General features: G+C 41.7%; 18 protein-coding genes. 9 read left to right on the top strand and 9 right to left on the bottom strand.

Annotated elements, in window-relative coordinates; translation table 11 throughout:
• Window positions 1-13: 13 nt before the first annotated feature.
• Window positions 14-2,407 (bottom strand): alpha-ketoacid dehydrogenase subunit alpha/beta, encoded by a 2,394-nt coding sequence (locus tag AC59IL_RS13840; RefSeq protein WP_496552738.1) that lies wholly within the window; start codon window positions 2,405-2,407, stop codon window positions 14-16.
• Window positions 2,408-2,614: 207 nt separating this feature from the next.
• Here AC59IL_RS13840 and AC59IL_RS13845 point away from each other — a divergent pair, with 207 nt between their 5' ends.
• The 4 genes from AC59IL_RS13845 (at window position 2,615) to AC59IL_RS13860 (ending at window position 6,612) form a co-directional block, all read left to right on the top strand.
• The gene (locus AC59IL_RS13845) at window positions 2,615-3,055 is read left to right on the top strand and encodes a DUF1573 domain-containing protein (RefSeq protein ID WP_496552739.1); all 441 of its coding nucleotides are present in this window, start codon (window positions 2,615-2,617) and stop codon (window positions 3,053-3,055) included.
• Between the two features lie 15 nt (window positions 3,056-3,070).
• The gene (locus AC59IL_RS13850) at window positions 3,071-3,547 is read left to right on the top strand and encodes a DUF1573 domain-containing protein (protein WP_496552740.1); all 477 of its coding nucleotides are present in this window, start codon (window positions 3,071-3,073) and stop codon (window positions 3,545-3,547) included.
• 370 nt (window positions 3,548-3,917) lie between these two features.
• Window positions 3,918-5,114, top strand: coding sequence for a pyridoxal phosphate-dependent aminotransferase (locus tag AC59IL_RS13855; protein WP_496552741.1), 1,197 nt, complete (start codon window positions 3,918-3,920; stop codon window positions 5,112-5,114).
• Between the two features lie 766 nt (window positions 5,115-5,880).
• Window positions 5,881-6,612: a hypothetical protein gene (locus tag AC59IL_RS13860; RefSeq protein ID WP_496552742.1), complete on the top strand. Its 732-nt coding sequence runs from the start codon at window positions 5,881-5,883 to the stop codon at window positions 6,610-6,612.
• Between the two features lie 130 nt (window positions 6,613-6,742).
• Here AC59IL_RS13860 and AC59IL_RS13865 read toward each other — a convergent pair whose 3' ends face one another.
• Window positions 6,743-6,973 (bottom strand): hypothetical protein, encoded by a 231-nt coding sequence (locus AC59IL_RS13865; protein ID WP_496552743.1) that lies wholly within the window; start codon window positions 6,971-6,973, stop codon window positions 6,743-6,745.
• 728 nt (window positions 6,974-7,701) lie between these two features.
• On the opposite strand from AC59IL_RS13865, the gene AC59IL_RS13870 reads away from it, so the two are divergent.
• Window positions 7,702-9,339, top strand: coding sequence for an NADP-dependent glyceraldehyde-3-phosphate dehydrogenase (locus tag AC59IL_RS13870; RefSeq protein ID WP_496552744.1), 1,638 nt, complete (start codon window positions 7,702-7,704; stop codon window positions 9,337-9,339).
• 79 nt (window positions 9,340-9,418) lie between these two features.
• Here AC59IL_RS13870 and AC59IL_RS13875 read toward each other — a convergent pair whose 3' ends face one another.
• Complete coding sequence (locus AC59IL_RS13875; protein ID WP_496552745.1) at window positions 9,419-10,954, bottom strand: S41 family peptidase; 1,536 nt, start codon at window positions 10,952-10,954, stop codon at window positions 9,419-9,421.
• 133 nt (window positions 10,955-11,087) lie between these two features.
• On the opposite strand from AC59IL_RS13875, the gene AC59IL_RS13880 reads away from it, so the two are divergent.
• Window positions 11,088-11,300: a YwbE family protein gene (locus AC59IL_RS13880; RefSeq protein WP_496552746.1), complete on the top strand. Its 213-nt coding sequence runs from the start codon at window positions 11,088-11,090 to the stop codon at window positions 11,298-11,300.
• Between the two features lie 277 nt (window positions 11,301-11,577).
• Window positions 11,578-13,950: an ABC transporter permease gene (locus AC59IL_RS13885; protein ID WP_496552747.1), complete on the top strand. Its 2,373-nt coding sequence runs from the start codon at window positions 11,578-11,580 to the stop codon at window positions 13,948-13,950.
• Window positions 13,951-13,952: 2 nt separating this feature from the next.
• On the opposite strand, the gene AC59IL_RS13890 is transcribed toward AC59IL_RS13885, so the two are convergent.
• Complete coding sequence (locus AC59IL_RS13890) at window positions 13,953-14,180, bottom strand: SDR family NAD(P)-dependent oxidoreductase (RefSeq protein ID WP_496552748.1); 228 nt, start codon at window positions 14,178-14,180, stop codon at window positions 13,953-13,955.
• A gap of 145 nt (window positions 14,181-14,325) precedes the next feature.
• Here AC59IL_RS13890 and AC59IL_RS13895 point away from each other — a divergent pair, with 145 nt between their 5' ends.
• Entirely contained in the window at window positions 14,326-14,883 is a 558-nt protein-coding gene (locus AC59IL_RS13895; RefSeq protein WP_496552749.1) for a hypothetical protein, read from the top strand.
• A 57-nt stretch (window positions 14,884-14,940) separates the two neighbouring features.
• Here AC59IL_RS13895 and AC59IL_RS13900 read toward each other — a convergent pair whose 3' ends face one another.
• From AC59IL_RS13900 to AC59IL_RS13920, 5 genes are all read right to left on the bottom strand, one after another.
• Window positions 14,941-16,464, bottom strand: a complete 1,524-nt coding sequence (locus tag AC59IL_RS13900) for a hypothetical protein (protein ID WP_496552750.1) — start codon at window positions 16,462-16,464, stop codon at window positions 14,941-14,943.
• A gap of 207 nt (window positions 16,465-16,671) precedes the next feature.
• Window positions 16,672-18,519, bottom strand: a complete 1,848-nt coding sequence (locus tag AC59IL_RS13905) for a UvrD-helicase domain-containing protein (protein ID WP_496552751.1) — start codon at window positions 18,517-18,519, stop codon at window positions 16,672-16,674.
• An 82-nt stretch (window positions 18,520-18,601) separates the two neighbouring features.
• The gene (locus AC59IL_RS13910) at window positions 18,602-19,399 is read right to left on the bottom strand and encodes a helix-turn-helix domain-containing protein (protein WP_496552752.1); all 798 of its coding nucleotides are present in this window, start codon (window positions 19,397-19,399) and stop codon (window positions 18,602-18,604) included.
• 9 nt (window positions 19,400-19,408) lie between these two features.
• Window positions 19,409-20,293, bottom strand: a complete 885-nt coding sequence (locus AC59IL_RS13915; RefSeq protein ID WP_496552753.1) for an oxidoreductase — start codon at window positions 20,291-20,293, stop codon at window positions 19,409-19,411.
• Window positions 20,294-20,454: 161 nt separating this feature from the next.
• Complete coding sequence (locus tag AC59IL_RS13920; RefSeq protein WP_496552754.1) at window positions 20,455-21,276, bottom strand: alpha/beta fold hydrolase; 822 nt, start codon at window positions 21,274-21,276, stop codon at window positions 20,455-20,457.
• A gap of 232 nt (window positions 21,277-21,508) precedes the next feature.
• Between AC59IL_RS13920 and AC59IL_RS13925 the strand changes: the two genes are divergently transcribed.
• The gene (locus AC59IL_RS13925) at window positions 21,509-22,168 is read left to right on the top strand and encodes a hypothetical protein (RefSeq protein ID WP_496552755.1); all 660 of its coding nucleotides are present in this window, start codon (window positions 21,509-21,511) and stop codon (window positions 22,166-22,168) included.
• The last annotated feature ends 183 nt before the right edge of the window (window positions 22,169-22,351 follow it).

Genomic DNA, 22,351 nt, shown 5'->3' on the forward strand with positions numbered 1-22,351 from the left:
TTGCCTTTGTACCTTATTCCGACATCATCTCCTGTATCACATCAACAATTTCTTCAACATTTGGTTTGCTGAAATAGTCGCCGTCGCTGCCGTAGCTGGGCCGGTGTGCCTGACCGGTAATGGTACGCGGCGAAACATCGAGCCAGCGATATCCTCCCTGCTCTTCCAGCACTTTATTATACATGAATCCGCAGGCGCCGCCTGGCACATCTTCATCAACAAATACAATACGATTGGTTTTCTTGAGCGACTGCAAAATAATATGGTTCACATCGAACGGCAAAAGGGTTTGCACATCGATGATCTCGCAGCTGATATCGGCTTTTTCGAGTATCGCAACCGCTTCGCCGATCACCCGCAACACACTGCCGTACGACACAATGGTGATGTCGGTCCCTTCTTTAATAATTTCCGGCACACCCAGAGCCACTTTATAATCAATCAGGTTGGCAGGTAATTTTTCTTTCAGTCTGTATCCATTCAAGCACTCTACCACAATAGCGGGGTCGTTGCCACCCAGTAAGGTATTGTACATACCGGCAGCCTGCACCATGTTGCGCGGCACACAAATGTGCATGCCCCGAAGCGAATGCAACATCATGCCCATGGGCGAACCGCTGTGCCAGATACCTTCGAGCCGGTGACCGCGCGTGCGCACAATGAGCGGACTGCTTTGGCGGCCTTTGGTACGCCAGTATAAGCTACAGGCATCGTCGCTCAGCTCCTGCAGGCCATACAATAAATAATCTATGTATTGAATTTCGGCAATGGGGCGCAAACCGCGGAAGGCAAGGCCTACCCCCTGACCAATAATGGTTAGCTCGCGTATAGAAGTATCGAAAATGCGGTGTTCGCCATATTTATTCTGTAAACCGGCAAAGCCCTGGTTCACATCGCCTATTTTACCTAAATCTTCGCCAAATGCCAGCACTTTGGGGTTACTGTCAAACAGTTCATCGAAGTAATGATTCAGGATTTCGTACCCGTTCATCATCGGTGCATCCTGAGCAAACTGCAACGGAGTAGTGGTCACTTTCAGCGGGCTTTTCGGACTTTCGTCGTACAAATGCGATCCATAGCAGGCATAGCCTTCGGTTCGCAGCTGCTGGTATAGTGACTTTACCTCCTGAATGTAGGTCGAATCACCTTCGGCCTGTATTATTTTATGCAAAGCCTGCATAACATCTTTACGCAATGGTTCACGGTTGGCCGACAACGCATTTTTAGCGGCAGCAATAACGCCGTGGGAATCTGACCCCTGTGCAATCAGTTTTTCGAGCATTTCAATTACACCGTAAACCAGTTGTTTAGCAGGTACAATGAATTTCTCCCATGCCCTTTGCTTGCTTTCGCGCACCATTTCCTTGGCCTTCGTTTCAATATCTTCCAGCTCTTCTTCACTGGCCAGCGTATTTTCAAGAATCCATTCCCGCATTTTTTTATTGCCGTCCCATTCGCGTTCCCAAGCAAGCCGTTCGGGACTTTTATACCGTTCGTGGCTGCCCGAAGTAGAATGCCCCTGGGGTTGCGTTACTTCTTCAACATGAAAAAGTGCCGGGATATGGGTTTCGCGCATACGCGTGATAGCGGCTTCAAACACTTCGCACATGCCGGCATAATCCCATGCTTTTACTTTATATATATCAAATCCGTTGGTGTTATCTTTTTTTTGCATACCGCGCATGGCTTCTGAAATAGAACCTTTAACGGTTTGCATACGGCGCGGCACCGAAATGCCATAACCATCGTCCCACACAAAAACAGCGAGAGGTATCTGCATCACACCGGCGGCGTTCAATGCTTCCCAGAAGTGTCCTTCCGACGTAGAAGCATCACCGATAGTGCAAAAACAAATCTCATTGCCGCTATTGCTCAAATGATCTAAATGTTTGAGGGCGTCGGAATGACGGAACAGCTTCGAGGCCAGGGCCATTCCCAAAGCCCGGGGCATCTGGCCGGCAGTAGGGGCCAAACCGGCAGCAATATTTTTGCGGTTTACCAGATCGAGCCATTCGCCCTGTTCATCGACAATAGGGGTGGCAAAATGCGAATTCATCTGGCGGCCGCCGCTATGGGGGTCATTGTTGGTATCGGGGTCGGCATACAGCTGCGAAAAAAATTCTTCTAAAGTAGCCTGACCGGTGGCAAAAGCAATCGTTTGATCGCGGTAATAACCCGATAAAAAATCTCCGGGTTGGAAAAACTTGGAAGCAGCGATCTGTGCAACCTCTTTGCCATCACCAAAAATGCCAAATTTGGCCTTGCCGGTAAGCACTTCTTTACGACCCAGTAAACTGGCCTCCCGGCTTTCGCAGGCCAGGCGGTAATCTTTTAATACTTCTTCGCGAAATTTATCGAAAGACAGCTTCTCGCCGGCAAGCGATTGAATGTGAGTGCTATTTTCCATGCGACAAAAATATTGATTATACTGCCATTTTTCCGACTTGTTAAAAAAATGTCATTAGCCCGAAAATTTATTGGCAAATGGGTCGTTAAACCTGTAATTTTGAACGGCTTATCATTGTAGTTTTTTATCGACACAATTGTTATTGTGCTTTCAAAATATTATGTAGCTTAGCTTTTACCGGACGAAAACCTTAAAATTTTGTACATAATGAAGAAATTAACATTGTTGCTGTTTTGCTTTGCAGCGTTTTCGTTAACCATGCAGGCACAAACTTCGGCCGATACCAAACCAGCTGAAGTATTACAACTAAAGGAAACCACCTATAATTTTGGAAAAATACAACAGGGACGCCCTGTAACCCATAATTTTGAGATCGTGAACACGGGTAAAGATGCGCTGATGCTTGAAAATGTGCAGGCTTCCTGCGGTTGTACAACGCCGGAATGGAGCCGTGATGCTATTCAGGCCGGCGCTGCCTCGGTAATAAAAGTTGGTTATAATGCTGCTAATGAGGGTACATTTCAGAAAACCATTACTATTCAGTATAATAACCATCAAACCAAAACACTGACCATTTCAGGAACAGTTTTTAAAGGTCCTACAACCTCTGCCCCTGTTAATGCGTCTTTATCATTATTAAAAAACTAATAAATTAATAAACACATGAAAAGAATTGTATTGGCATTTGCAGCTATGGTTATATCTGCCGGAATGTACGCTCAGGCACAACCTCAAACACAAGCAACAACACAAACTGCACCTGCTGCTACCGTTAAAAAAGCCGACAACTTTGTTAAATTCAAAGATGTTGTGCACGATTTCGGCAAAATCAAACAAGGTGTACCTGTTACATATGCCTTTGCTTTTGCAAATATTTCTGACAAACCTGTTGTTATTGAATCAGCAACAGCTTCATGTGGTTGCACTACACCCGTTAAACCCGAAGCTCCTATAGCCAAAGGAAAAGAAGACAAAATCACTGCAGGTTTCAATGCCGCGGCGGCTGGCGTATTTAATAAAACCATTTATGTTAAAGTAGCCGGAGCCGATCAGCCAATGGAACTGAAAATAACCGGTGAAGTGCTGAACGCCGATGATTATGCCAAATTCGAAAAAGAAAAAGGACAGAAAAAAGGATAAATTTTTCTTTTAATAAATTGGAATCCTCACGGCAAAGGCAGTGAGGATTTTTTTTTGCGCCTGCAATGCTGTTAAGTTAAGAGTAGTTCGCGCAAAGGCGCAAAGCCGCAAAGGGCTTTTCTTAGCGTTCTTGAAAGCCGCATAGCGGCTAACTTTGCGCCTTGGCGCCTCCGCGAGAAACTAAATGCCTTAACTTAATAAAATTGCACACCCATCCCTTAAAGGGCTGTTTTTAAAGGGGCGGTTGATTTTGGGGATATATTTTGCCTTTTACACCTTACAAATTGATGTTTATCACTTAATTGAGGCCATTTGTACAGGAGTACCTGCACAATAACCCGATAATAAACTGAACAATTATCTTTGCCAAATGCTAACAATCAGTAGTCGCGGACAAATTATGCCGCCCTCACCTATTCGTAAACTGGTGCCCTATGCCGAGGCCGCCAAAAAGAAAGGTATTAAGGTTTACCACCTTAATATTGGCCAGCCTGATATCGAAACGCCCGAACCCATTTTAAATGCCGTTCGGCAAGCTGATTTTAAAGTACTTGAATACAGCCATAGTGCGGGTAATGAAAGTTACCGGCGCAAACTGGTACAATATTATAAGAAGGCCGGGATCGATGTTGATTATACACAAATAATTGTAACCACCGGCGGCTCCGAAGCCATATTGTTTGGCTTTTTGGGTTGTTTGGATGCGGGCGACGAAGTAATTATTCCCGAACCATTTTATGCCAATTATAACGGATTTGCCGTTGCGGCAGGGGTGAAAGTAATACCGGTTACCTCGTATATCGAAAACGGTTTTGCCCTGCCCCCCATTTCGGAATTTGAAAAGCTGATTACGCCCAAAACAAAGGCGATACTCATCTGCAACCCCAATAACCCTACCGGTTATTTATATAGCCGCGAAGAAATGGAAACATTAAAGCAGATCGTAATAAAACACAACCTGTATTTATTTTCCGACGAAGCCTACCGCGAATTTTGTTACGGCGGCAGGCACATTAGCGCCATGCAACTGGAAGGGCTGAACGAAAACGTGGTGTTGATGGATACTATTTCGAAAAGATACAGTGCATGCGGCGGTCGAATAGGCGCTTTGATAACCCGTAATAAGCAGGTGCTCGACACCACCATGAAATTTGCACAGGCAAGATTAAGCCCGCCTTCGTTTGCCCAGATACTGGGTGAAGCGGCTATAGATTTACCCGATAATTATTTTGATGCCACCAAAGCCGAATACCTTAAACGCCGCGACACCCTGGTAAAACGGTTAAATGCCATACAGGGCGTATGCTGCCCAACTCCCGGCGGCGCATTTTATGCCATTGCGCGGTTGCCCATCGACGATGCCGATGTGTTTTGTCAATGGCTGCTTGAATCTTTTTCGTGGAATGATCAAACCCTGATGCTCGCTCCTGCCACCGGTTTTTATGGCACCCCGGGATTAGGAAAAAATGAAGTGCGCCTGGCCTATGTGCTGAATGTGGGAGAACTGAACAATGCCATGGACTGTTTGGAAAAAGCGCTGGAAGTGTATCCGGGAAGAAAAAAATAACAGAAAATATCTATACCAATTCGAGCCCTCCCGACCAATCGGGAGGGCTTTTTTAGTTTTAACACTTTTTGTGTAAAACTAACGATGTAGCATAACAGAAAAAGTGATACCTTGCGCCCCCTTTAAAGTTATTTCATGGAAAAAAATAACTACCGTTAAATAACACACGTAAATAAATTTAATAATCCGGGGATGATAATCGGTAAAATACATAACAGTACAGGATGGATGGAACGTTTATTTGGTAACAGGTTACAGTATGCAATCGTTGCCGGAACTTTTTTTCTATCTGACTCTTTGTTTGTGAAAATTCCGTGCTATATTTGCGGCAGATTAAATGTACTTATGACATTTAACAATCACTTCCCCTCCGATTGCAGGAAAAATCCGAATTGCCACAAGGTATTTATTAAAACTCCAGATGCATACCACCGTATGCTGCGGTTATAACTTGCTGCCTTTTTATTGCTTGATCGTAACCAACCTGCGCGCTAAGCCAACAGTCGCTCAATGATACTGCATGCCATTGCCTTATGCTTGCATATATAGCTGCTGCAACGTATAGCTTGTACCAATGATTTATTGCCGGTATTGTATACCGTGAATGGTTTTCGTTATAAGCGAATCACCACTCAGCCATCGATTTTTTATTCTGAAAAAAACGACTGCCTAACTATATGCCGTTGTTGGGGCCTCTTATTGTGGCACCTTTTATAACGTATATGATTACACCGTAAATAGTTTTTAACACATAAAGAAGTAAAAAATGAATTACAAGATCCTGATCCCTCTGTTTGTATTTAGTGTATCAATTTTAGCCTGTTCTAAAACCGATACCCAAACAAGCCCCGGTAACCCTGAAACCGTTGTTTCAACCTATTATTCGGGCAAAACATTATTGATCGATGACCTGGCTATGTATACCAGCAATGGCGTCATAAAAGACCCTGAAATTATTCAGCAATACCTGAACCGAAATTTCAATGACCAGGATATTCAGAAAAAATTTTATGTCAATAAAACTTCTGTAGATAATCCCGGCATTTCAGCAACATTGAATTTCCTGTACGGAAGCAAGGTACAGTTAAACGACAAGATTATGGAAATCACAGGAACGCAGGACGGCCTGATGCTGGTTGCAGAATACGATTTAACAGATGTTCCTTCAAATTACAGCAGCTGTGATATTTTAATGGACAAAGTACCGGCTTTCACTTCTCAAACCGACTGCCCGTCGAACAATTGTACAAAATACCGCAAAACGTATCCGATCATCGTTTCGGGTGAAGATTTCTATTTGCCCATTATATACTTTGGTGTTTCTAATACCCACAAAGAGGTTATAAATGGTTCTGAAGTGGATGTGAAATGTGCCACTGTTACGCAGCAATATCCCATGATCAACGTACTGAACGAAAACCTGTCTTCGTCACTCTCAGAAGGCGATACAGTACTGGTTCAAACCGGCAGATTGCCCCTGGTAAGTAAAAAATCATAAACCGGCATGGTTGTCATGCCGAAGTAATAAAAAGCTTCTCATAGGTTGTAATTATAAGGGTTAAAGTCCTGCCGGTTGGCGGGACTTTTTTATTACAACAGTTCGTGGCTTTATTGCTTTGAAAAATAACCTACATAACCGGTTTGTTTATCTTTCTGCCAAAGAAGATGGTAATTATTTTCAGATACTGGTTATAATTTATTTCATCAAGGGTTGTATAGTCGGGCACAAAGCCGGTTCCCCTGCATATTTCGTGAATAGCTATTTTAGCCTGTATATCACTGTTTGAGGCAACCGCCATTCTTCGCCGGCGCCGGGCGCCTTCTCTTTTTTCAAAAACCACAATTGAATAATAGGGCATGGTTCAGGTTTATTGTACAGGTAGAGTAATACAATTTATTCCTTTGAGCCTGGTTAACAGGTCATCAACGTGTAGTTTCTGCAATCAATAGGTGAATTCTTTTAGACGCTGATACAGGAAAGATGTACTGTAACAATAAACGATAGTAGTAGTAGCAAAAAAGAATGGGATGAACCGGTAGTTATTACCGGTAAAAAAATTGTTTTCATTGTTGGGGTAATTCGGATTATAAATAGTACGCAGGAGCAAAGATACATTTGCGAAACCAACAATGAAAGTGATATATAAAAAAGGGGGCTGATAGAAATAACGCCCCCGGTTAAATCCAATATCCTTTGAATATCCTGCGCACTTCAATGCAAATTATATTCCAACTGTTTTACATTTCTACTCTTTATTCATAGTAATTGTGGAAACAGTTATTTCTTTTTTTACGCTGCCCGATTTTATCATCACAAAACGGTTGTTTGAATTTGTTTTATCGCATTAACAATATCATTAATAAATCAGCCACAGTAAGGCTTTCAGGAAGTTGCTGTAAAACATCTATCTTTGAAACATTAAAACAATTCATCATGGATCATGTGGATAAATGATTTTATTATCAAATATAAAATCAGCAACAATACCCACTTGCCTGATGTTGTAGTTTCAATACCAATTCATCATTAGTAACTCTTTACTTTTGCCTTTATTTCATAGTTCATTTAACAGATCAACCAAACATCATGACTACCACATTACAAAAATCCAGCGATGCACTCACCAGCCTGTTTGTTGAAGAAAGTCAGATTCCCGAAACCTACAGAGTAGAACCGATTCACCAGCGCGAGTATTTATGCAATGGAGAAATGAAAAAATGGGATGGCCCGGTAACCGAGGTATATTCATCTGTGCATGTTTCGGGCCCTGAAGGATTAAAAAGAGTGCTTATAGGCAGTTATCCGGTTATGACAGCAAAAGATGCCACGGAGTCGATGGATGCCGCCGTATCAGCCTGGAACAATGGTTTGGGCGAATGGCCTACCATGCGCGTAAGCGATCGTATTAAATGCATGGAAACATTTGTTTACAAAATGATTGCGCAACGCGAACTGGTAGTAAAGCTGCTGATGTGGGAAATTGCCAAATCATACGCAGACGCGGCGAAAGAATTCGACAGAACAGTCACTTATATAAAAGATACCATCGATGCCTTAAAAGATACCGATCGCCAATCGTCGCGGTTCGAAATAAAAGAAGGTTATGTGGCCCAGATACGCCGGTCGCCGCTTGGTGTTGTACTGTCGATGGGCCCATTTAATTATCCGCTCAATGAAACCTTTACTACCCTTATACCAGCGATCATCATGGGTAACACCGTGGTGTTTAAAACACCCAAACATGGCGTGTTACTTTTTTATCCGTTGCTGAAAGCATTCCAGGAATCATTTCCCAAAGGAGTCATCAATACCATTTATGGCCGTGGCGCCGAAATTACTCCGCCCCTGATGCAAACCGGTAAAATAAATGTGCTGGCATTTATCGGCAGCAGCAAAGTAGCCAACGAACTGAAAAAACAACACCCGCGCGTAAACCGGTTACGGGCAGTATTAAGTCTGGATGCAAAAAATGCCGGTATCGTTACCCGCAATGCCAATCTTCCCCTCGCTGTAAACGAGTGCATAAGCGGCGCCCTTTCGTACAACGGGCAACGTTGTACCGCTATTAAAATCATTTTCGTACACCGGGATATTGCCGACAAATTTTTACAACAACTGAATGCAGCTGTTGACAAACTGGTTTTGGGTATGCCATGGCAAAGTAATGTGCAAATAACACCGGTGGCCGAAGCGGGCAAACCTGCTTATCTGAAAGAAATTATAGAAGATGCGGTTGCCAAAGGGGCCAAAGTAGTAAACAAAAACGGAGGCGATATGTCGGCTTCATTTGTTCATCCGGCAGTTGTGTATCCTGTTAATTCGGGTATGCGGCTGTATCACGAAGAACAATTTGGTCCGGTTATTCCGGTAGTGCCTTTTGATACTATTCAGGAGGTGATCGATTACCAGGTAAATGCCACACATGGTTTACAGGTAAGCATATTCAGCGACAATGCCAAAGAAGTTGCTTCACTGGTTGATCCGTTTGTAAACCTCGTAGGCCGTGTAAACGTAAACAGCAGTTGCCAGCGCGGACCCGATACCTTTCCATTCACCGGCCGTAAAGACAGTGCCGAAGGCACTTTATCGGTAAGCGATGCGCTTCGCTCCTTTTCGATACGTTCATGCGTAGCTACCAAAATGAGCGACGACAACAAACAGCTCATCAATGAAATTATCATTCACCGCGATTCGAATTTTTTAAGTACGGATTATATCTTTTAAACGACGTGCATTTTATAGTTGCATAAAAGGAAAAAGTCCTGAAGATGAGCCTTCAGGACTTTTTCCTTTTAAAGTAGCATCATTTCCGCTCGCTGATCAGTTTCAATACAAACTCAAACTGCGTATCGCGGTTATTCATAAAGTCATCAAAAGATTGCCATACTTCAAAGTCGGGTATGATACCTCTACCCTCCGGCTGACCGGATTTAACAGGAGCGTCCTGCTCCACATGTACGATAGAAAATTTGGTTTTAATCTTTGAATCAGGCAGTTCATAAATAGCCGGCATATGGCCATTATGATAATAGTACCCGCCGGTAGTTTCAACGCCAACAATAGTAGTATTGCGGCCATAGGCTTTCACCAGCGAAGCCAGGTGTGAAGCTGCAGAGGCCACATTTTCATCGATCAGTAAATACAGATGTCCGGCGAATTGCGGATTTTTTGGATAGTAAACCGGATTATGTTTGGCATCCTGAATGTTTCTTCCATTCAGTAACCGGGGGAAATAATCTTTCAGCATCTGTTTGCCTTCTTCCTTTTCCTTCTCACTCATTTTAACAGCTGTAGAAATGCCCCAGAAGTATTCTTCATAAGGCATTTGATCAAAAATGATATAAGCCAATGAATTTTCTTTAAAGGGATGGTTTGTCAGATACATCATGGGTTGCTCAAAAGTAGGATCGCTTCCTCCGGGATTGCCCCGTATATCCATGATCAGATTCTGCACGCCATTTTTATGCAGCTCATTAAAAACACTATCAATAAAACGTACATATACGGCAAAAGCCGGATCATCTATATCAGATGCCATGGAGAAGATCCTAAAATTCAACACTCCTGTTGAAGGGTTTAACATCCTGAAACTATACTTTGGCTGAACGGTATAATCAATAATACTGTCTACAGGCGCACTATGCCGTAATACAAGGTTTTTTTGCCGCTGCTCAAGGTTCACACCGGGTACTGTAACAGTTTGTTTTAAGGAAGACCCAGGCGCCAAAAAGGAGATCGCAAAGCTGTCCTTTATACCATACTCAAGTATATACCGAAGCCCATAACTATTGTTTACACTGCCTGATAGCTTTTGGGTTTGGATATATCCGTCGGCCGGCATGTATTTATAAAAAGACCGCATGAGGGTTGTATCGGGTATACCATTGATACTAATAATACGTGCACCCACGGGTATTTGATCAGATATGCTATTGAAAATCATTTTACCTTCAATATACTTCAGCGCATAAGGAAAAAAACCACGTTGCCGGTTTAAGTAGCTGAGAAAATCGCCTGGCAGTTGGGTATAATTATGACAGCTTCCTTCAAAGTCGGTTAATTGTAAAATGATCCTGTAAAATTCCAGGGAACGAAGCGGCTTTTTAATTTCTTTGTACGCCCATTTGTAAATACTATCTATTTGCTTTTTTGTTCTGTAGCGGTACAATCCCGAATTTGCTTTTTCCCTGATATCTCTGAAAAGCTTCAGGTCCTGCTTCATGCCATTCGACGAAAGCAGTTTATCGTAAAGAGCAAGACTGTCAATAGGATGCGGATCGGTATTTTGCTGTGCCAACACCTGTTGAGAAAGCAATACGAAGATCAATAATTTTTTCATGAATAAGCGTTAGAGAAAGGTTTTGTATACGTTTAAGCAAACGAGTTGGGAAGATACGAAACCCGGGCATCATTGAAAACTTTCGAAATAACGCTTTACTTTAATATTTTTACGGCTGGTAAACAGCAAGCATATGAACGGCCAATACAGAAAAGAGATTTACCCCGGACTGGAGGTAGCCATTATACTTAAAAAGGATCAGCGAAGTGGAAAGCTTACATACGGCATTGTCAAAGATATACTGACCTCAGCCGCCTATCATTCAAGAGGCATAAAGGTGCGCCTCGAAGATGGGCAGGTTGGCCGGGTGGCAGAAACGGATGTGGTTGATCCGGATGGAGAATAAATGACACATTTTACCATTGCTGAATGATATTACAAATATGAGACTCATCCCTTAATGCAAATCCCTTTGCTCCCCGTAGCCGAAGTGTGACTTTCGCCTTCCTCATACCGTATTCGTACACCAGCCTGTTCGCTTTCGTACAGTTTTTGCAATTGCTATCTTCCCAAACCCTTGCCGGTAAAGGGTTTTATGAATTGGCACACCGCTTGAATGCCCATTACGGCTGAGCCGTAGGTACATCCTGACCTTACAGGCATAAACTGTAAAACTTATTATCATGATAAGAACCTATTTTAAAACCATGTGGCGCGGATTGATGAAGAATAAATTTTACAGCGCCATAAATATTTCGGGACTTACTATAGGCATGGCCAGTGCTATTCTTATCTTATTATGGATTCAAAATGAAATGAGTCATGACAGGTTTCATGCGAAAACAGATCGCCTGTATACTGTCAATAACCGCGATAAAGTAAGCGGTGAAATGATGGCATGGGCCACCACCCCAAAACCAATGGGACCTGCTATCAAAAAAGATTTTCCCGATGTGGAAGATGTAGTGAGGGTGAATGATTTTAACGCAAATTTTTTGCTTACAGCAGGCGACAAACATTTTATTCTTCATGGTGATTTTGTTGATTCCGGCTTTTTAAACATGTTTAGCTTTCCATTGCTCGAAGGCAATGCGGCCACAGCCTTAAATAATGTAAATGGTATTGTGCTTACAAAGCAACTTGCCGTTAAATTATTTGGGAACGAAGATGCAATGGGAAAAACAGTGCTTATAGACAGTGTTGATAATTTTACTGTAACCGGGGTATTGAAAGACCTTCCCAATAACACCATCTTCAAATTTGAATACCTGTTGCCCTGGACTTATTGCACAAAGAAAGGGATGGATGACAACAACTGGGGAAGCAACTCAACTTACACTTCTGTTTTACTGAAGCCGGGTGTTAAACAGTCAGCATTTAATGCTAAGATCAAAGACATAACGATAAAGCATTCAGGACCTAATGAAAAATTTACCACGCAGGTTTTTATATACCCTTTTGGCGACGTATGGTTGTATGGAAAATCGGAAAAGGGGAATTACGTTGCAGGCAGAATGGAGAGAGTGAAAATGTTTGCTATTATTGCCGTGCTGATTTTGGTAATCGCCTGTATCAACTTTATGAACCTTAGTACGGCACGCAGTGAAAAGCGTGCAAAGGAGGTTGGCATTCGAAAAGTAGCCGGAGCACAAAAGAGCTCTTTGGTTGCACAATTTATTGGGGAAAGTATAATACTTGCATTTATCGCCGGCTGCATTGCCATATTTATAGTACAACTGGTGCTGCCGTTTTACAACGAATTGATTTCAACCAGCCTGTTCATAGATTTTCATAATTTTTATTATTGGGTTTTCGCCATACTCTTTGTGTTATTTACGGGTTTATTAGCTGGTTTATATCCTGCTTTTTATCTTTCTTCATTCAAACCTGTAAAAGTTTTAAAAGGAACATTCAAGGTATCAAATTCTGTTGTAACACCGCGAAAGGTATTGGTGGTATTGCAGTTTACGTTTGCTATCATTTTAATCATTTGCACCATTATTATAAACAATCAAATCAACTATGCACAAAACAGGGATGCGGGTTATTCAAGAAATAATCTCGCCTTCATACTTTCATTTGGTGATGCCGGAAAAAATTATGAATTAATAAAAGATGAATTACTGAAAAGCGGTGCTGCAACAGCAGTGGCACAAACCAGCGCACCGATGACTGAAAGCTGGGGCGATAGCTGGGGGTTTTCCTGGGAAGGCAGTACAGAGGATGATAAAAAAATAGACTTCAGCATGTATAGTGCAGACGAAAACTTTGCCAAAACAATGGATGCAAAAATCGTACAGGGCAGGGGAATTGATATCAAGACTTACAAAACAGACAGCTCTGCCTGTTTGCTGAATGAGGCAGCGGTAAAAATAATGCGGCTGAAAGACCCGATAGGACAAACCATAAGAAATGGCAATACCACCTATCATGTTGTTGGCGTATTAAAGAACTTTATTTTAAACACACCCTATGAACCCGTTCAGCAAATGATCGTATGCGGACCGTCATTGAATTATTTTGTCATCAATTTTAAATTAAATCCCAATCCATCAATAGCCGGCAGCCTGCAAAAAGCAGAAGCGGTGTTCAAAAAATACAACCCGCAGTATCCTTTCAATGTTCGTTTTTATGATAGTGAATATGATTTAAAGTTTCACGATGAAAAACAAACGGGTACGCTTGCAGGGTTGTTTGCAGGGCTCACCATATTTATAGCGTGTTTGGGGTTGTTAGGTTTGGCTACCTATATGGCGCATGCGCGTATAAAAGAAATTGGTATTCGCAAGGTGCTTGGCGCCAGTGTGCAAAGTATTACCAGCCTGTTATCAAAAGATTTTTTAAAGCTGGTTCTTATTTCATTTGTCATCGCATCGCCGGTTGCATGGTGGGTAATGCATAACTGGCTTGCCTCTTATTCATATCACGTAAATATTTCATGGTGGGTATTTGCAACAGCAGGTTGTATGTCGGTGGTTATTGCATTTATCACGGTAAGCTTTCAGGCTATAAAATCAGCCATTGCCAACCCGGTGAAAAGTTTGAGAACGGAATAATATTATGAGGCGACTAAATGATTGTTGATTTCCTGTTCATTCAACGCATCTACCTGGTATACCTCTGCGTTTCCGCCTGCAGCAATTATATCATTTGCTACTTTTTGTACAGAGCTGTTTGTGCGGCCTGTTAAAAATACGCTGGCGCCTGAACCGGCAAGTGCTTTTGCTACCGCCCCACCCAATGAACCACCGGCGCCATAAATAACGGCATTCTTATTATTAAGCATATTATCATTTTTAATCATTGACACAATTTGATATATGTAAATCTACAGTTAAAATAAGTTTTTCAATGGGGTTAACAGCGACAATAACAAGGGGGTAATGCGACAGAGGTTATATATTTACACCACATACCAAAAACTTTTATCCATGAATCGTATTATTTACCTACTCTTTTGTATTACTATTCTTACCATTAGTTGCAGACGTAATGATTCACCTGACGATACAAGGCAGATTTATGAACGTTTACATGGAAAATATAAAGCGATAAGTTCTGTGAGCAGTGACGCGGTTGATGTAAATATGGATGGGGTTGCCACCAACGATATACTTTCAGAAATACCCGATCTGGAGCATTGCAAACTTGAAATTCGCATCGTTACAAAAAACAATTTTCTTCTGGACCAATCATGGCCCCAACAATATTTCGGCTACATAGAGCCGGCCGGTTATGACCCGTCTGCATTAGTGAGCTATGTGAGGCAGGGCGTAGTCCGCACCTTTTTGCTGAACGCGACTCAAACAATCATTCTGGTAAATCCGGATACTACGTCGGACCTGGTACGTTTTCCAATGCCAACATCCGTTACAATAGAAGGAATGGATACAGTTAAAATTGTTTTTTCTAAAAGATTATATACTTCAGCAGGCTGGAAGACCACCTCAATTACCACGGTATATAAGCGATATACGATGGAAACGTAATTACAACAAAAAGGCCCCACTCTTCGTGAAGCCTTTCTTAATTATTAAATGATTATTTTAATCAATCTTAATCCTGGCCCAGCGCACTTTATCGGATATGCCGCCTAAGCCTTTTATTTTTTGCAATGGTATAAACAATGAGTGAGCATTTTCCGATGCCAAACACTCTGTTACAGCAAGATAATTTTCTTTTTTCAGGTTGATCAAAACTCTTCTGTTCATGGTACCGTCGGCTTCAATGACCGCAGCTGCCATGATGAGGCTGTTATATACATCTGAACCAGCGGGAGGTTCTGTGATATTCTTGCTCAAATTAATCTCTACGTCGTCATAAAATACAACCACTTTGTTTTGAAACGGGAAAGCGAAAAAGGAATCTCCGATTGTAGATTCCGCACTTTTTCTGCTTTTGGGTATGCGGGTGAATACAGCCCCCTTTTCATCAAATGACACGTTTAAAATATCTCCGGAAACAGAAGCCGCTATTCTTGTGCCCCAGACTGTGCCTCTGAACTCACCTATCATGTTTAATACACCGTCTTCTTTTTCAAAAAGACGAGGAGAAATCGCACGACTTAAGCCTATATTTTTTCTGGTGTCGCCCCATCCATCCTGCTCGAATCGTTTTATAAGCGTGTCTGGAAAGGCAGTCATCTTCATACCCGCTACTTTGAAATCAGTGACGTTAATTTTTGCATGAAAAGCACCTTTCATTACAGAAAAATTCGAGTTATCCATGTAAGTGCCTGCTACATGAACTGATTTGTTGTCTTTCGAAGGAAACACCTCCAGATGTGATGCAATATTCGCACCCAGGTTAAGACCTATATCATGGGGTTTTGATGCTTCATTGATAACGGCGACTCTGTTCTCGTCTTTCGAACCGGTAGCCCTATATGCCACATAAACATTACCGCTATTGTCAACACAAGCTGATTTAAAACCATAATCATTTGAGGTAGAAATTTCCTGTAACTTACTCCATACAACGTTCATGTTTTCGTCTAATACCGATATAAAGCACTTAGTGTCGCCCTGCGTGAGCAATACAAGGTTTCGTTTGCCGTCAGGTGAACTATTGAAAATGTATTTCAGCGAACTTTGGAGCGATTCTGAAAATTTTAGTTTATAATCGGTATTGGCGATGGCCCCTATTGTTTTAGGAGTGCCCGGCTCAAGCGTTTCGGGATTTATCTCCACAGCCATTACATTACCGATTGTATTTTTTTCCTGCACCTCATGATAAACGATATAAACCTTGCCGTTTATTTTCTTAATATCTGTAAAAAAGGGGCCATATACACGTTCGCCATTCGACAGCGGTTTATTTTGCAACGTGATCATATTGCTGTCATGTTGTATCACTGTAATAGCCAATCGTACTTTGTTCCAGCCGAAACCATAGCTTAAATGATTGGTGCTTCCGAGCGGCGCATATCTTATGAAATGATTACCGGCTTTAATAGTCCAGGGACCATAACCCGCCTTATCTAATTCATCAGAAATGCTAACATTGAATTGTTGGGCAAAAGAGTAATTAATAAACGTAAGTAAGAGTAAAGGGAAAAGGGTTAACTTCATTTTATATTTTTTACGAATATATATAGTCTACCAACTCTTCCGATTTGTTTTTCTAACAAAATCTCCCCCGATCAGGCAATTCGTTTTTATGTTCAACATTTGACAATAAGGCCATCAATTCGAACACCAATATGAAAAATAGTTTTAATATAAATAATCACTATACCCCTTAAGGATAGGTTTTATACTGTGCAAAACCTATTTATGTTAGTCCTGCAGGTAATTTAATTTTTTGAGCCGCGCAACGATGGCTCCTTTTGTTCTTTTAAAATGTGTTGTAAGATCGCCAATAGACCAACCATCTTCATAAAGCTCTTTAAGCTCATTATCAAGCTCCGATGTCCAGGGTTTATAGGCATCCTTTTGCTGTTCCCGTTTTTGTAAAAGGGTATATTTCTTTTCCTGTGGGGCTTTTATGATTTGCTTTTTACCAGTTAATGCGCCTTTTGAAATAAACGTCTTACTCTGCAACAGGGAGTTCGAAGAAGTATTTGCCTTTTCCTTATTTTCAATATGTATATGGGGAGAAGAATGGAATGCTTCCGGCACCAGGTCTTCGGGGATATACAGGTCGCGCCTGGTGCGGGTGATGGCTACATATAACAGGTTGATATCCTCATTCAGTTTGTCGATATCAAAGGGAGCCGTTTTATCGCTTTTATGTTTGTCCTTTAGTTCGAGTAATTTTGATTCAGATATAAAATCGTTCACCAGGTACACGACGTCATATTCCATTCCTTTAGCACGGTGTACGGTAGAAAAGATCATTTCGGCCTTGTCTTTTTCTTCATCGCCGGTGTGCAGTTTTTTCAGAAGTTTGATAATATCATATATTTCATTGTCGTACTCCCGAACGATCTCTACCATCATCGCCAGCTGCTTGTCGTCTGTTCGTTCAATGTATTCCTCCAACTCATCCAGATCTTTCATAGCGCCAATCAATTTGTCGTTGATATTGGCATGTTTTTCATTGTACAGATTTAATACATCATATAATGAAGTGCCATCATCGGCATAGGTATAGGAGCTGATGTTTCCTTCAAAGTAAATATGTTTTATTTTGCTGTTGTCTGTAACAAAATCAATTGCCCGCAACAGCAATCCGAGGTTAGTTCGGGCAATCGTAGCTTTTACATTGCCTTTACTTTCTTTTCCTTTTCCGGTAATGGAAACAGGCCGACATGCGTATAAATGGTTCTTCAAATAAAGTATATCAGTAGCGAGGTCAGCAATATCCTGCCCAAACCGGAAACTGTGCGACAATTGCAAAATTGGAAAATCAGTTTTTTCCAAAGAATTGATGGCATGTCGCCAGGCATAAATCTGCTGATGGGTATCTCCAACAATTACTTTGATTGCTTTTTGATTAAGCAATACGGCCAGCATAGCAGCTGAAGCATCCTGTGCCTCGTCGAAAAGAATGTAGTCGAAAGGCAGCGCCGGCGTAGCCAGTTGGAATTTTTTCAGATAGAAGTCGTGGATAATTTCGATTTCGCCTTTATCCATTTTAGCCAATAACAACCGGGTACCCTCTTCAATAACATTGTAGAAAGATGTAACAAATGCTCTTGCCTTTTGATCAGTTACCTTGTCGAGATAATTGAGCTCCTGTACTTTTGCTTTATCACTGTTACAGAAGTAAGTGACGAATTTATTGATATGATTGGCAATAACAAATTCAGCATGCATTTCGCCATTTCCCTGTAGCCCCAGCAATTCTACGATTTCACTGGTTTTATATCCCTGTGTTTTGACTTTATAATTATGTTTGAATACAATATATTTATAAGCCAATGAATGAGCCGTTTCGACTTTAACGTTTGTTAATCCACGAGCCAAAAATTTACGGGCAGCTTCCAGCTTCACAGATTTATTAAACGCAAGGTATAGAATACGGGCATTGCCGGGCCGCGAAGCGGCGTATTCAATAATAGTGGTGGTTTTTCCCGAACCGGCTACTGCGTTGATCGTAATGTTCTCCCGGGAATGGATGATGGCAAGTTGCTGTTCTGTTAATGTATGATTATTTGTGGCAGTGTTTGTTGAAGCCGGCATATCCTTTTCACGCTTTGCGGGTAAAGGTAAAGAAAAAAATATTTGAGGATGGTTATGCCAGCTTTTGGTAAGCTATTCTCACTTAAATTTTTGAAGGCGCTTTTCCAAAGGCATTTTTAAAGGCAAATGAAAAATGCGACATGTCTTCAAAGCCTACATCCAGGTATACGTCTGAGGGCTTCTTTCCTTTTTCTTTAATGAGATAATGTGCTTCCTGTAATCGTTTCTGCAAAAGCCAGTTGCCAGGTGAAGTGTGAAATATTTTTTCAAAATCGCGCTTAAAGGTGGCCAGACTTCTACCCGTTAAATAAGCAAATCTTTCAAGCCCTACATTGAACTGATAATTCTTTTGCATGAACGCTTCGAGATCAATTTTAAAAGGCTCTGCAAAATCGAACAGTATATCTTTCAAATAAGGTTGGTTACGCAACAGAATCAACACTGCTTCTTTTACTTTTAATGATAACAATGCCTTATTCTGCTCCGGAGGCAAATCAGCATAAGGTATTAATGATTCCATATAACTTTTATACAGTGGTGAAGGAGCAAGCCGTATTAATGATGCGGATGCGTGATTTTTATCGACTGTATAACCAAATTCTATACTCATGCTGCGCAGTGTTTGCTGGTCGAGCAGAATGGAAACAGATTTAAATTCACCACCTTCGGGTGGTAGTTTAAGAAACTTAGCCAGTTGATTTTTTTTCATGAACCGAAAATCGCCTTCTGAAAAACGATGCTCCCCATCACCATCATTTATCACGAGCGTACCCGAAATCTGGTAACTGAAAACATGTTCTTCAACAAATTGTTCACCCCCGCGACTTAGGTTATAGTAGCAGGAGTAAACAATTTTAGGATGTGATGTGCGTTGAACCATGAGCAAAGATCATTTTTTTTCGGCAAGCCATGCTTTTCCTTGTTCCGTTTCAATAAAATTAACAGCCCCGCTATGGTCGGTAGAAAGGGTTATGGGCAGCCATTGTTCAAACTCTGCTTTTCTTGCGGCATCAGCACTTTGTAAAACACTGGCAGCATCACTACCCAATATCAGATGCATCGGTGGTTCAGAATGATCGGCCAGATTGATGATTACCTGTGCCGCTTTTTGCGGATCGCCTGACGGAACAAAATCACCACGCTGAAACAAATTAACCCTACTGTCTACCGTAGTTTCATATCCTTCAATATGCGGAGCATACGACATTGATTCACCAGCCCAATCGGTACGAAAGCCGCCCGGCTCAACTGATGTAACCTTAATGTTCAGTGGAGCTACTTCCTTACGCAGGGCTTCAGAAAAACCGCCCAATCCAAACTTAGCGGCCTGATAAACAGAAACACCTGCATTGCCCACGCGACCACCAATAGAGCTTATTTGCAAAATGCGGCCACTTCTTTGTTTGCGCATATAAGGCAATACGGCTCGTGTAATGTTGATGGGTGCATACAGGTTAGTTTGCAATTGGCTGTAAACCTGATCATCGGTAAAAGCTTCTGCAGCTCCGGTAATGCCAAAGCCGGCGTTGTTAACCAGCACATCAATACGGCCAAAATGTTTAACCGTTTGCTCAACAGCGATTTTTATTTGTTCTTTATTTGTTACATCTAACTGAAGTATCAGCATCTGATCAGGATACTTCGATACGATATCTTCTAACTGTTGTGGCTGCCGGGCCGTAGCGGCCACCTTATCGCCTTTTGCCAACACGGCTTCAGTAAGCGCTCTTCCGAGTCCACGGGAACTACCCGTAATAAACCAAACTTTTGTCATGGTAATAATTTTAATACCACAAAGTTGGGATTCGCAAGCCTGGATGCATTTGTTTAAAAGCTCAAAGATGTTTGTTTAAAAGCTCAGGAAAAAGCTGTCAACAAAATTGATGACAGCTTTTTGCTTTTAGATAATATTATATTCCTAATATTTTTTATTCATTAAGATTTAATAAAAGCTAAAAGGTCTGCATTTATTGTGGCAGCTTCAGTAGTTGGCATTCCATGCGGGAAACCTGGGTAAGAAATAAGTTTTCCATTTTTTAAAAGCTTTACAGCCTTTGCTCCGGTAAGGGCGAATGGAACTATTTGGTCATCCTCGCCATGCAAAACAAGTACAGGTACATTCACGCTTTTAAGGTCTTCGGTAAAATCTGTTTCTGAAAAAGCCTTGATACAATCATAATGCGCTTTTATTGCCCCCATCATTCCCTGGCGCCACCAATTATCTCTGATACCTTGTGACACTTTTGCGCCTTCACGATTGTATCCATAAAACGGAATCGTAAAATCCTGAAAGAATTGTGGTCGTTGCGTTGCGGTACCTACACGTATTTCATTGAATACAGATAGTGGAATACCTTCCGGATTATTTTCAGTTTGTGCCATAATAGGCGTAACCGCGCTTATAAGCACAGCTTTAGCCACACGGCCTTGTCCATGTTTTGCAACATAGCGAATCACTTCACCACCACCGGTTGAGTGCCCAACATGCACAGCATTTTTTAAATCAAGTGCTTGTGTTAGCTCAGCAACATCTGCCGCATAGGTATCCATGTCATGTCCATCGGCAGTTTGAGAAGATCTGCCATGACCTCGCCGGTCATGAGCAATAACTCTAAAGCCCTGATTTAGGAAAAACATCATTTGTGCATCCCAATCATCACCCGATAAAGGCCAACCATGATGAAAAAAAATCGGTTGCCCTGCTCCCCAATCTTTGTAATAAATTTCGGTACCATCTTTTACTGTAATCTTACTCATGTGTTTTTAGTTTAATTTACTGACAAATCATCTTTGTTGCAAATTTATTATGGGAATAGAAGCGATTGATGAAATGAGAAGACTATTCTATGCAGATATTATCGTATTATTTGGACGTTTTACTTCCGGAGCGGGAGCCACATCAATGAGCGCTACGGTATAGCATATGCTAAGGCTGTTTGAAAATTTGGAGAACCGTCGTAAATTGGAGGCTAATTAACCAAAACAGCACATGAGAAAGATCATTGCCTCACTTATTGCAGGGCTGGCTGGCCTATTTGCCACCACTGCCCGCGCACAGATTACAACCCATGCCGACAGTTTACGCGCAGCCGGTTATTTGTTCGCCGATTTTGTAGATGGAAGTGTGTTGATGAAATCCGGCAGTACGGAAAAAGCTCAGTTAAATTACAATACCAACAACCAGGAGATCGGTTTTATGAAAGACGGCCAGTACATGGAACTAACCGGCCTGGAAACCATCGATACGGTATACATTTATGAAAAGAAGTTTGTGCCCTACCATGAAAAATTTTACATGGTAATAAATACTTCCACCGACATGTCGCTGCTGGCGCTGATTTATAATAAATTGGTTCCGCAAACAACTTCAGTTGAACACGGCGGCCTCGATAAAAGGAACAGCGGAAGCGTGAGCAACAATGTGACGAATGCTTATTCGAACCGAAATTACCGGAGCAGTTTTGAGCTCACTTATCAAAAGAAATTTTTTCTGCAGAAAGGCAAGGTGCTGTTAAAAGCCAATAACCAGGAACAGATCATCGATATTTACCCGGAAAAGAAAGATCAGATCAGGAATTTTGTAAAGGAAAACAAAACCAATTTCACCCGGGAGAAAGATGTGGTGGCACTGCTGGCCGCTTTAAAATAACAGCCAACAATTGCATTGGTTTTGCCTGCCCCGGTGCAGGATTTCTGAGTATCCGGGGAACTTTAAAGCCTCCTGCTTCCATTTAAAAATCTATTTTGCCTTCCACCATATAAAACATTTCCTGCATATTTTCATGAGAATGAGGTCAAATCCGCAAGGCATGGTTTTTATATACCTGTAATA

The sequence above is a fragment of the Niastella sp. sgz303648 genome, from assembly GCF_059587045.1.

Bases quoted from the DNA above. Each gene is read 5' to 3' on its own strand.
- AC59IL_RS13840 (WP_496552738.1), bottom strand. From the start codon at position 2,407: ATGGAAAATAGCACTCACATTCAATCGCTTGCCGGCGAGAAGCTGTCT.
- AC59IL_RS13845 (WP_496552739.1), top strand. From the start codon at position 2,615: ATGAAGAAATTAACATTGTTGCTGTTTTGCTTTGCAGCGTTTTCGTTA.
- AC59IL_RS13850 (WP_496552740.1), top strand. From the start codon at position 3,071: ATGAAAAGAATTGTATTGGCATTTGCAGCTATGGTTATATCTGCCGGA.
- AC59IL_RS13855 (WP_496552741.1), top strand. From the start codon at position 3,918: ATGCTAACAATCAGTAGTCGCGGACAAATTATGCCGCCCTCACCTATT.
- AC59IL_RS13860 (WP_496552742.1), top strand. From the start codon at position 5,881: ATGAATTACAAGATCCTGATCCCTCTGTTTGTATTTAGTGTATCAATT.
- AC59IL_RS13865 (WP_496552743.1), bottom strand. From the start codon at position 6,973: ATGCCCTATTATTCAATTGTGGTTTTTGAAAAAAGAGAAGGCGCCCGG.
- AC59IL_RS13870 (WP_496552744.1), top strand. From the start codon at position 7,702: ATGACTACCACATTACAAAAATCCAGCGATGCACTCACCAGCCTGTTT.
- AC59IL_RS13875 (WP_496552745.1), bottom strand. From the start codon at position 10,954: ATGAAAAAATTATTGATCTTCGTATTGCTTTCTCAACAGGTGTTGGCA.
- AC59IL_RS13880 (WP_496552746.1), top strand. From the start codon at position 11,088: ATGAACGGCCAATACAGAAAAGAGATTTACCCCGGACTGGAGGTAGCC.
- AC59IL_RS13885 (WP_496552747.1), top strand. From the start codon at position 11,578: ATGATAAGAACCTATTTTAAAACCATGTGGCGCGGATTGATGAAGAAT.
- AC59IL_RS13890 (WP_496552748.1), bottom strand. From the start codon at position 14,180: ATGCTTAATAATAAGAATGCCGTTATTTATGGCGCCGGTGGTTCATTG.
- AC59IL_RS13895 (WP_496552749.1), top strand. From the start codon at position 14,326: ATGAATCGTATTATTTACCTACTCTTTTGTATTACTATTCTTACCATT.
- AC59IL_RS13900 (WP_496552750.1), bottom strand. From the start codon at position 16,464: ATGAAGTTAACCCTTTTCCCTTTACTCTTACTTACGTTTATTAATTAC.
- AC59IL_RS13905 (WP_496552751.1), bottom strand. From the start codon at position 18,519: ATGCCGGCTTCAACAAACACTGCCACAAATAATCATACATTAACAGAA.
- AC59IL_RS13910 (WP_496552752.1), bottom strand. From the start codon at position 19,399: ATGGTTCAACGCACATCACATCCTAAAATTGTTTACTCCTGCTACTAT.
- AC59IL_RS13915 (WP_496552753.1), bottom strand. From the start codon at position 20,293: ATGACAAAAGTTTGGTTTATTACGGGTAGTTCCCGTGGACTCGGAAGA.
- AC59IL_RS13920 (WP_496552754.1), bottom strand. From the start codon at position 21,276: ATGAGTAAGATTACAGTAAAAGATGGTACCGAAATTTATTACAAAGAT.
- AC59IL_RS13925 (WP_496552755.1), top strand. From the start codon at position 21,509: ATGAGAAAGATCATTGCCTCACTTATTGCAGGGCTGGCTGGCCTATTT.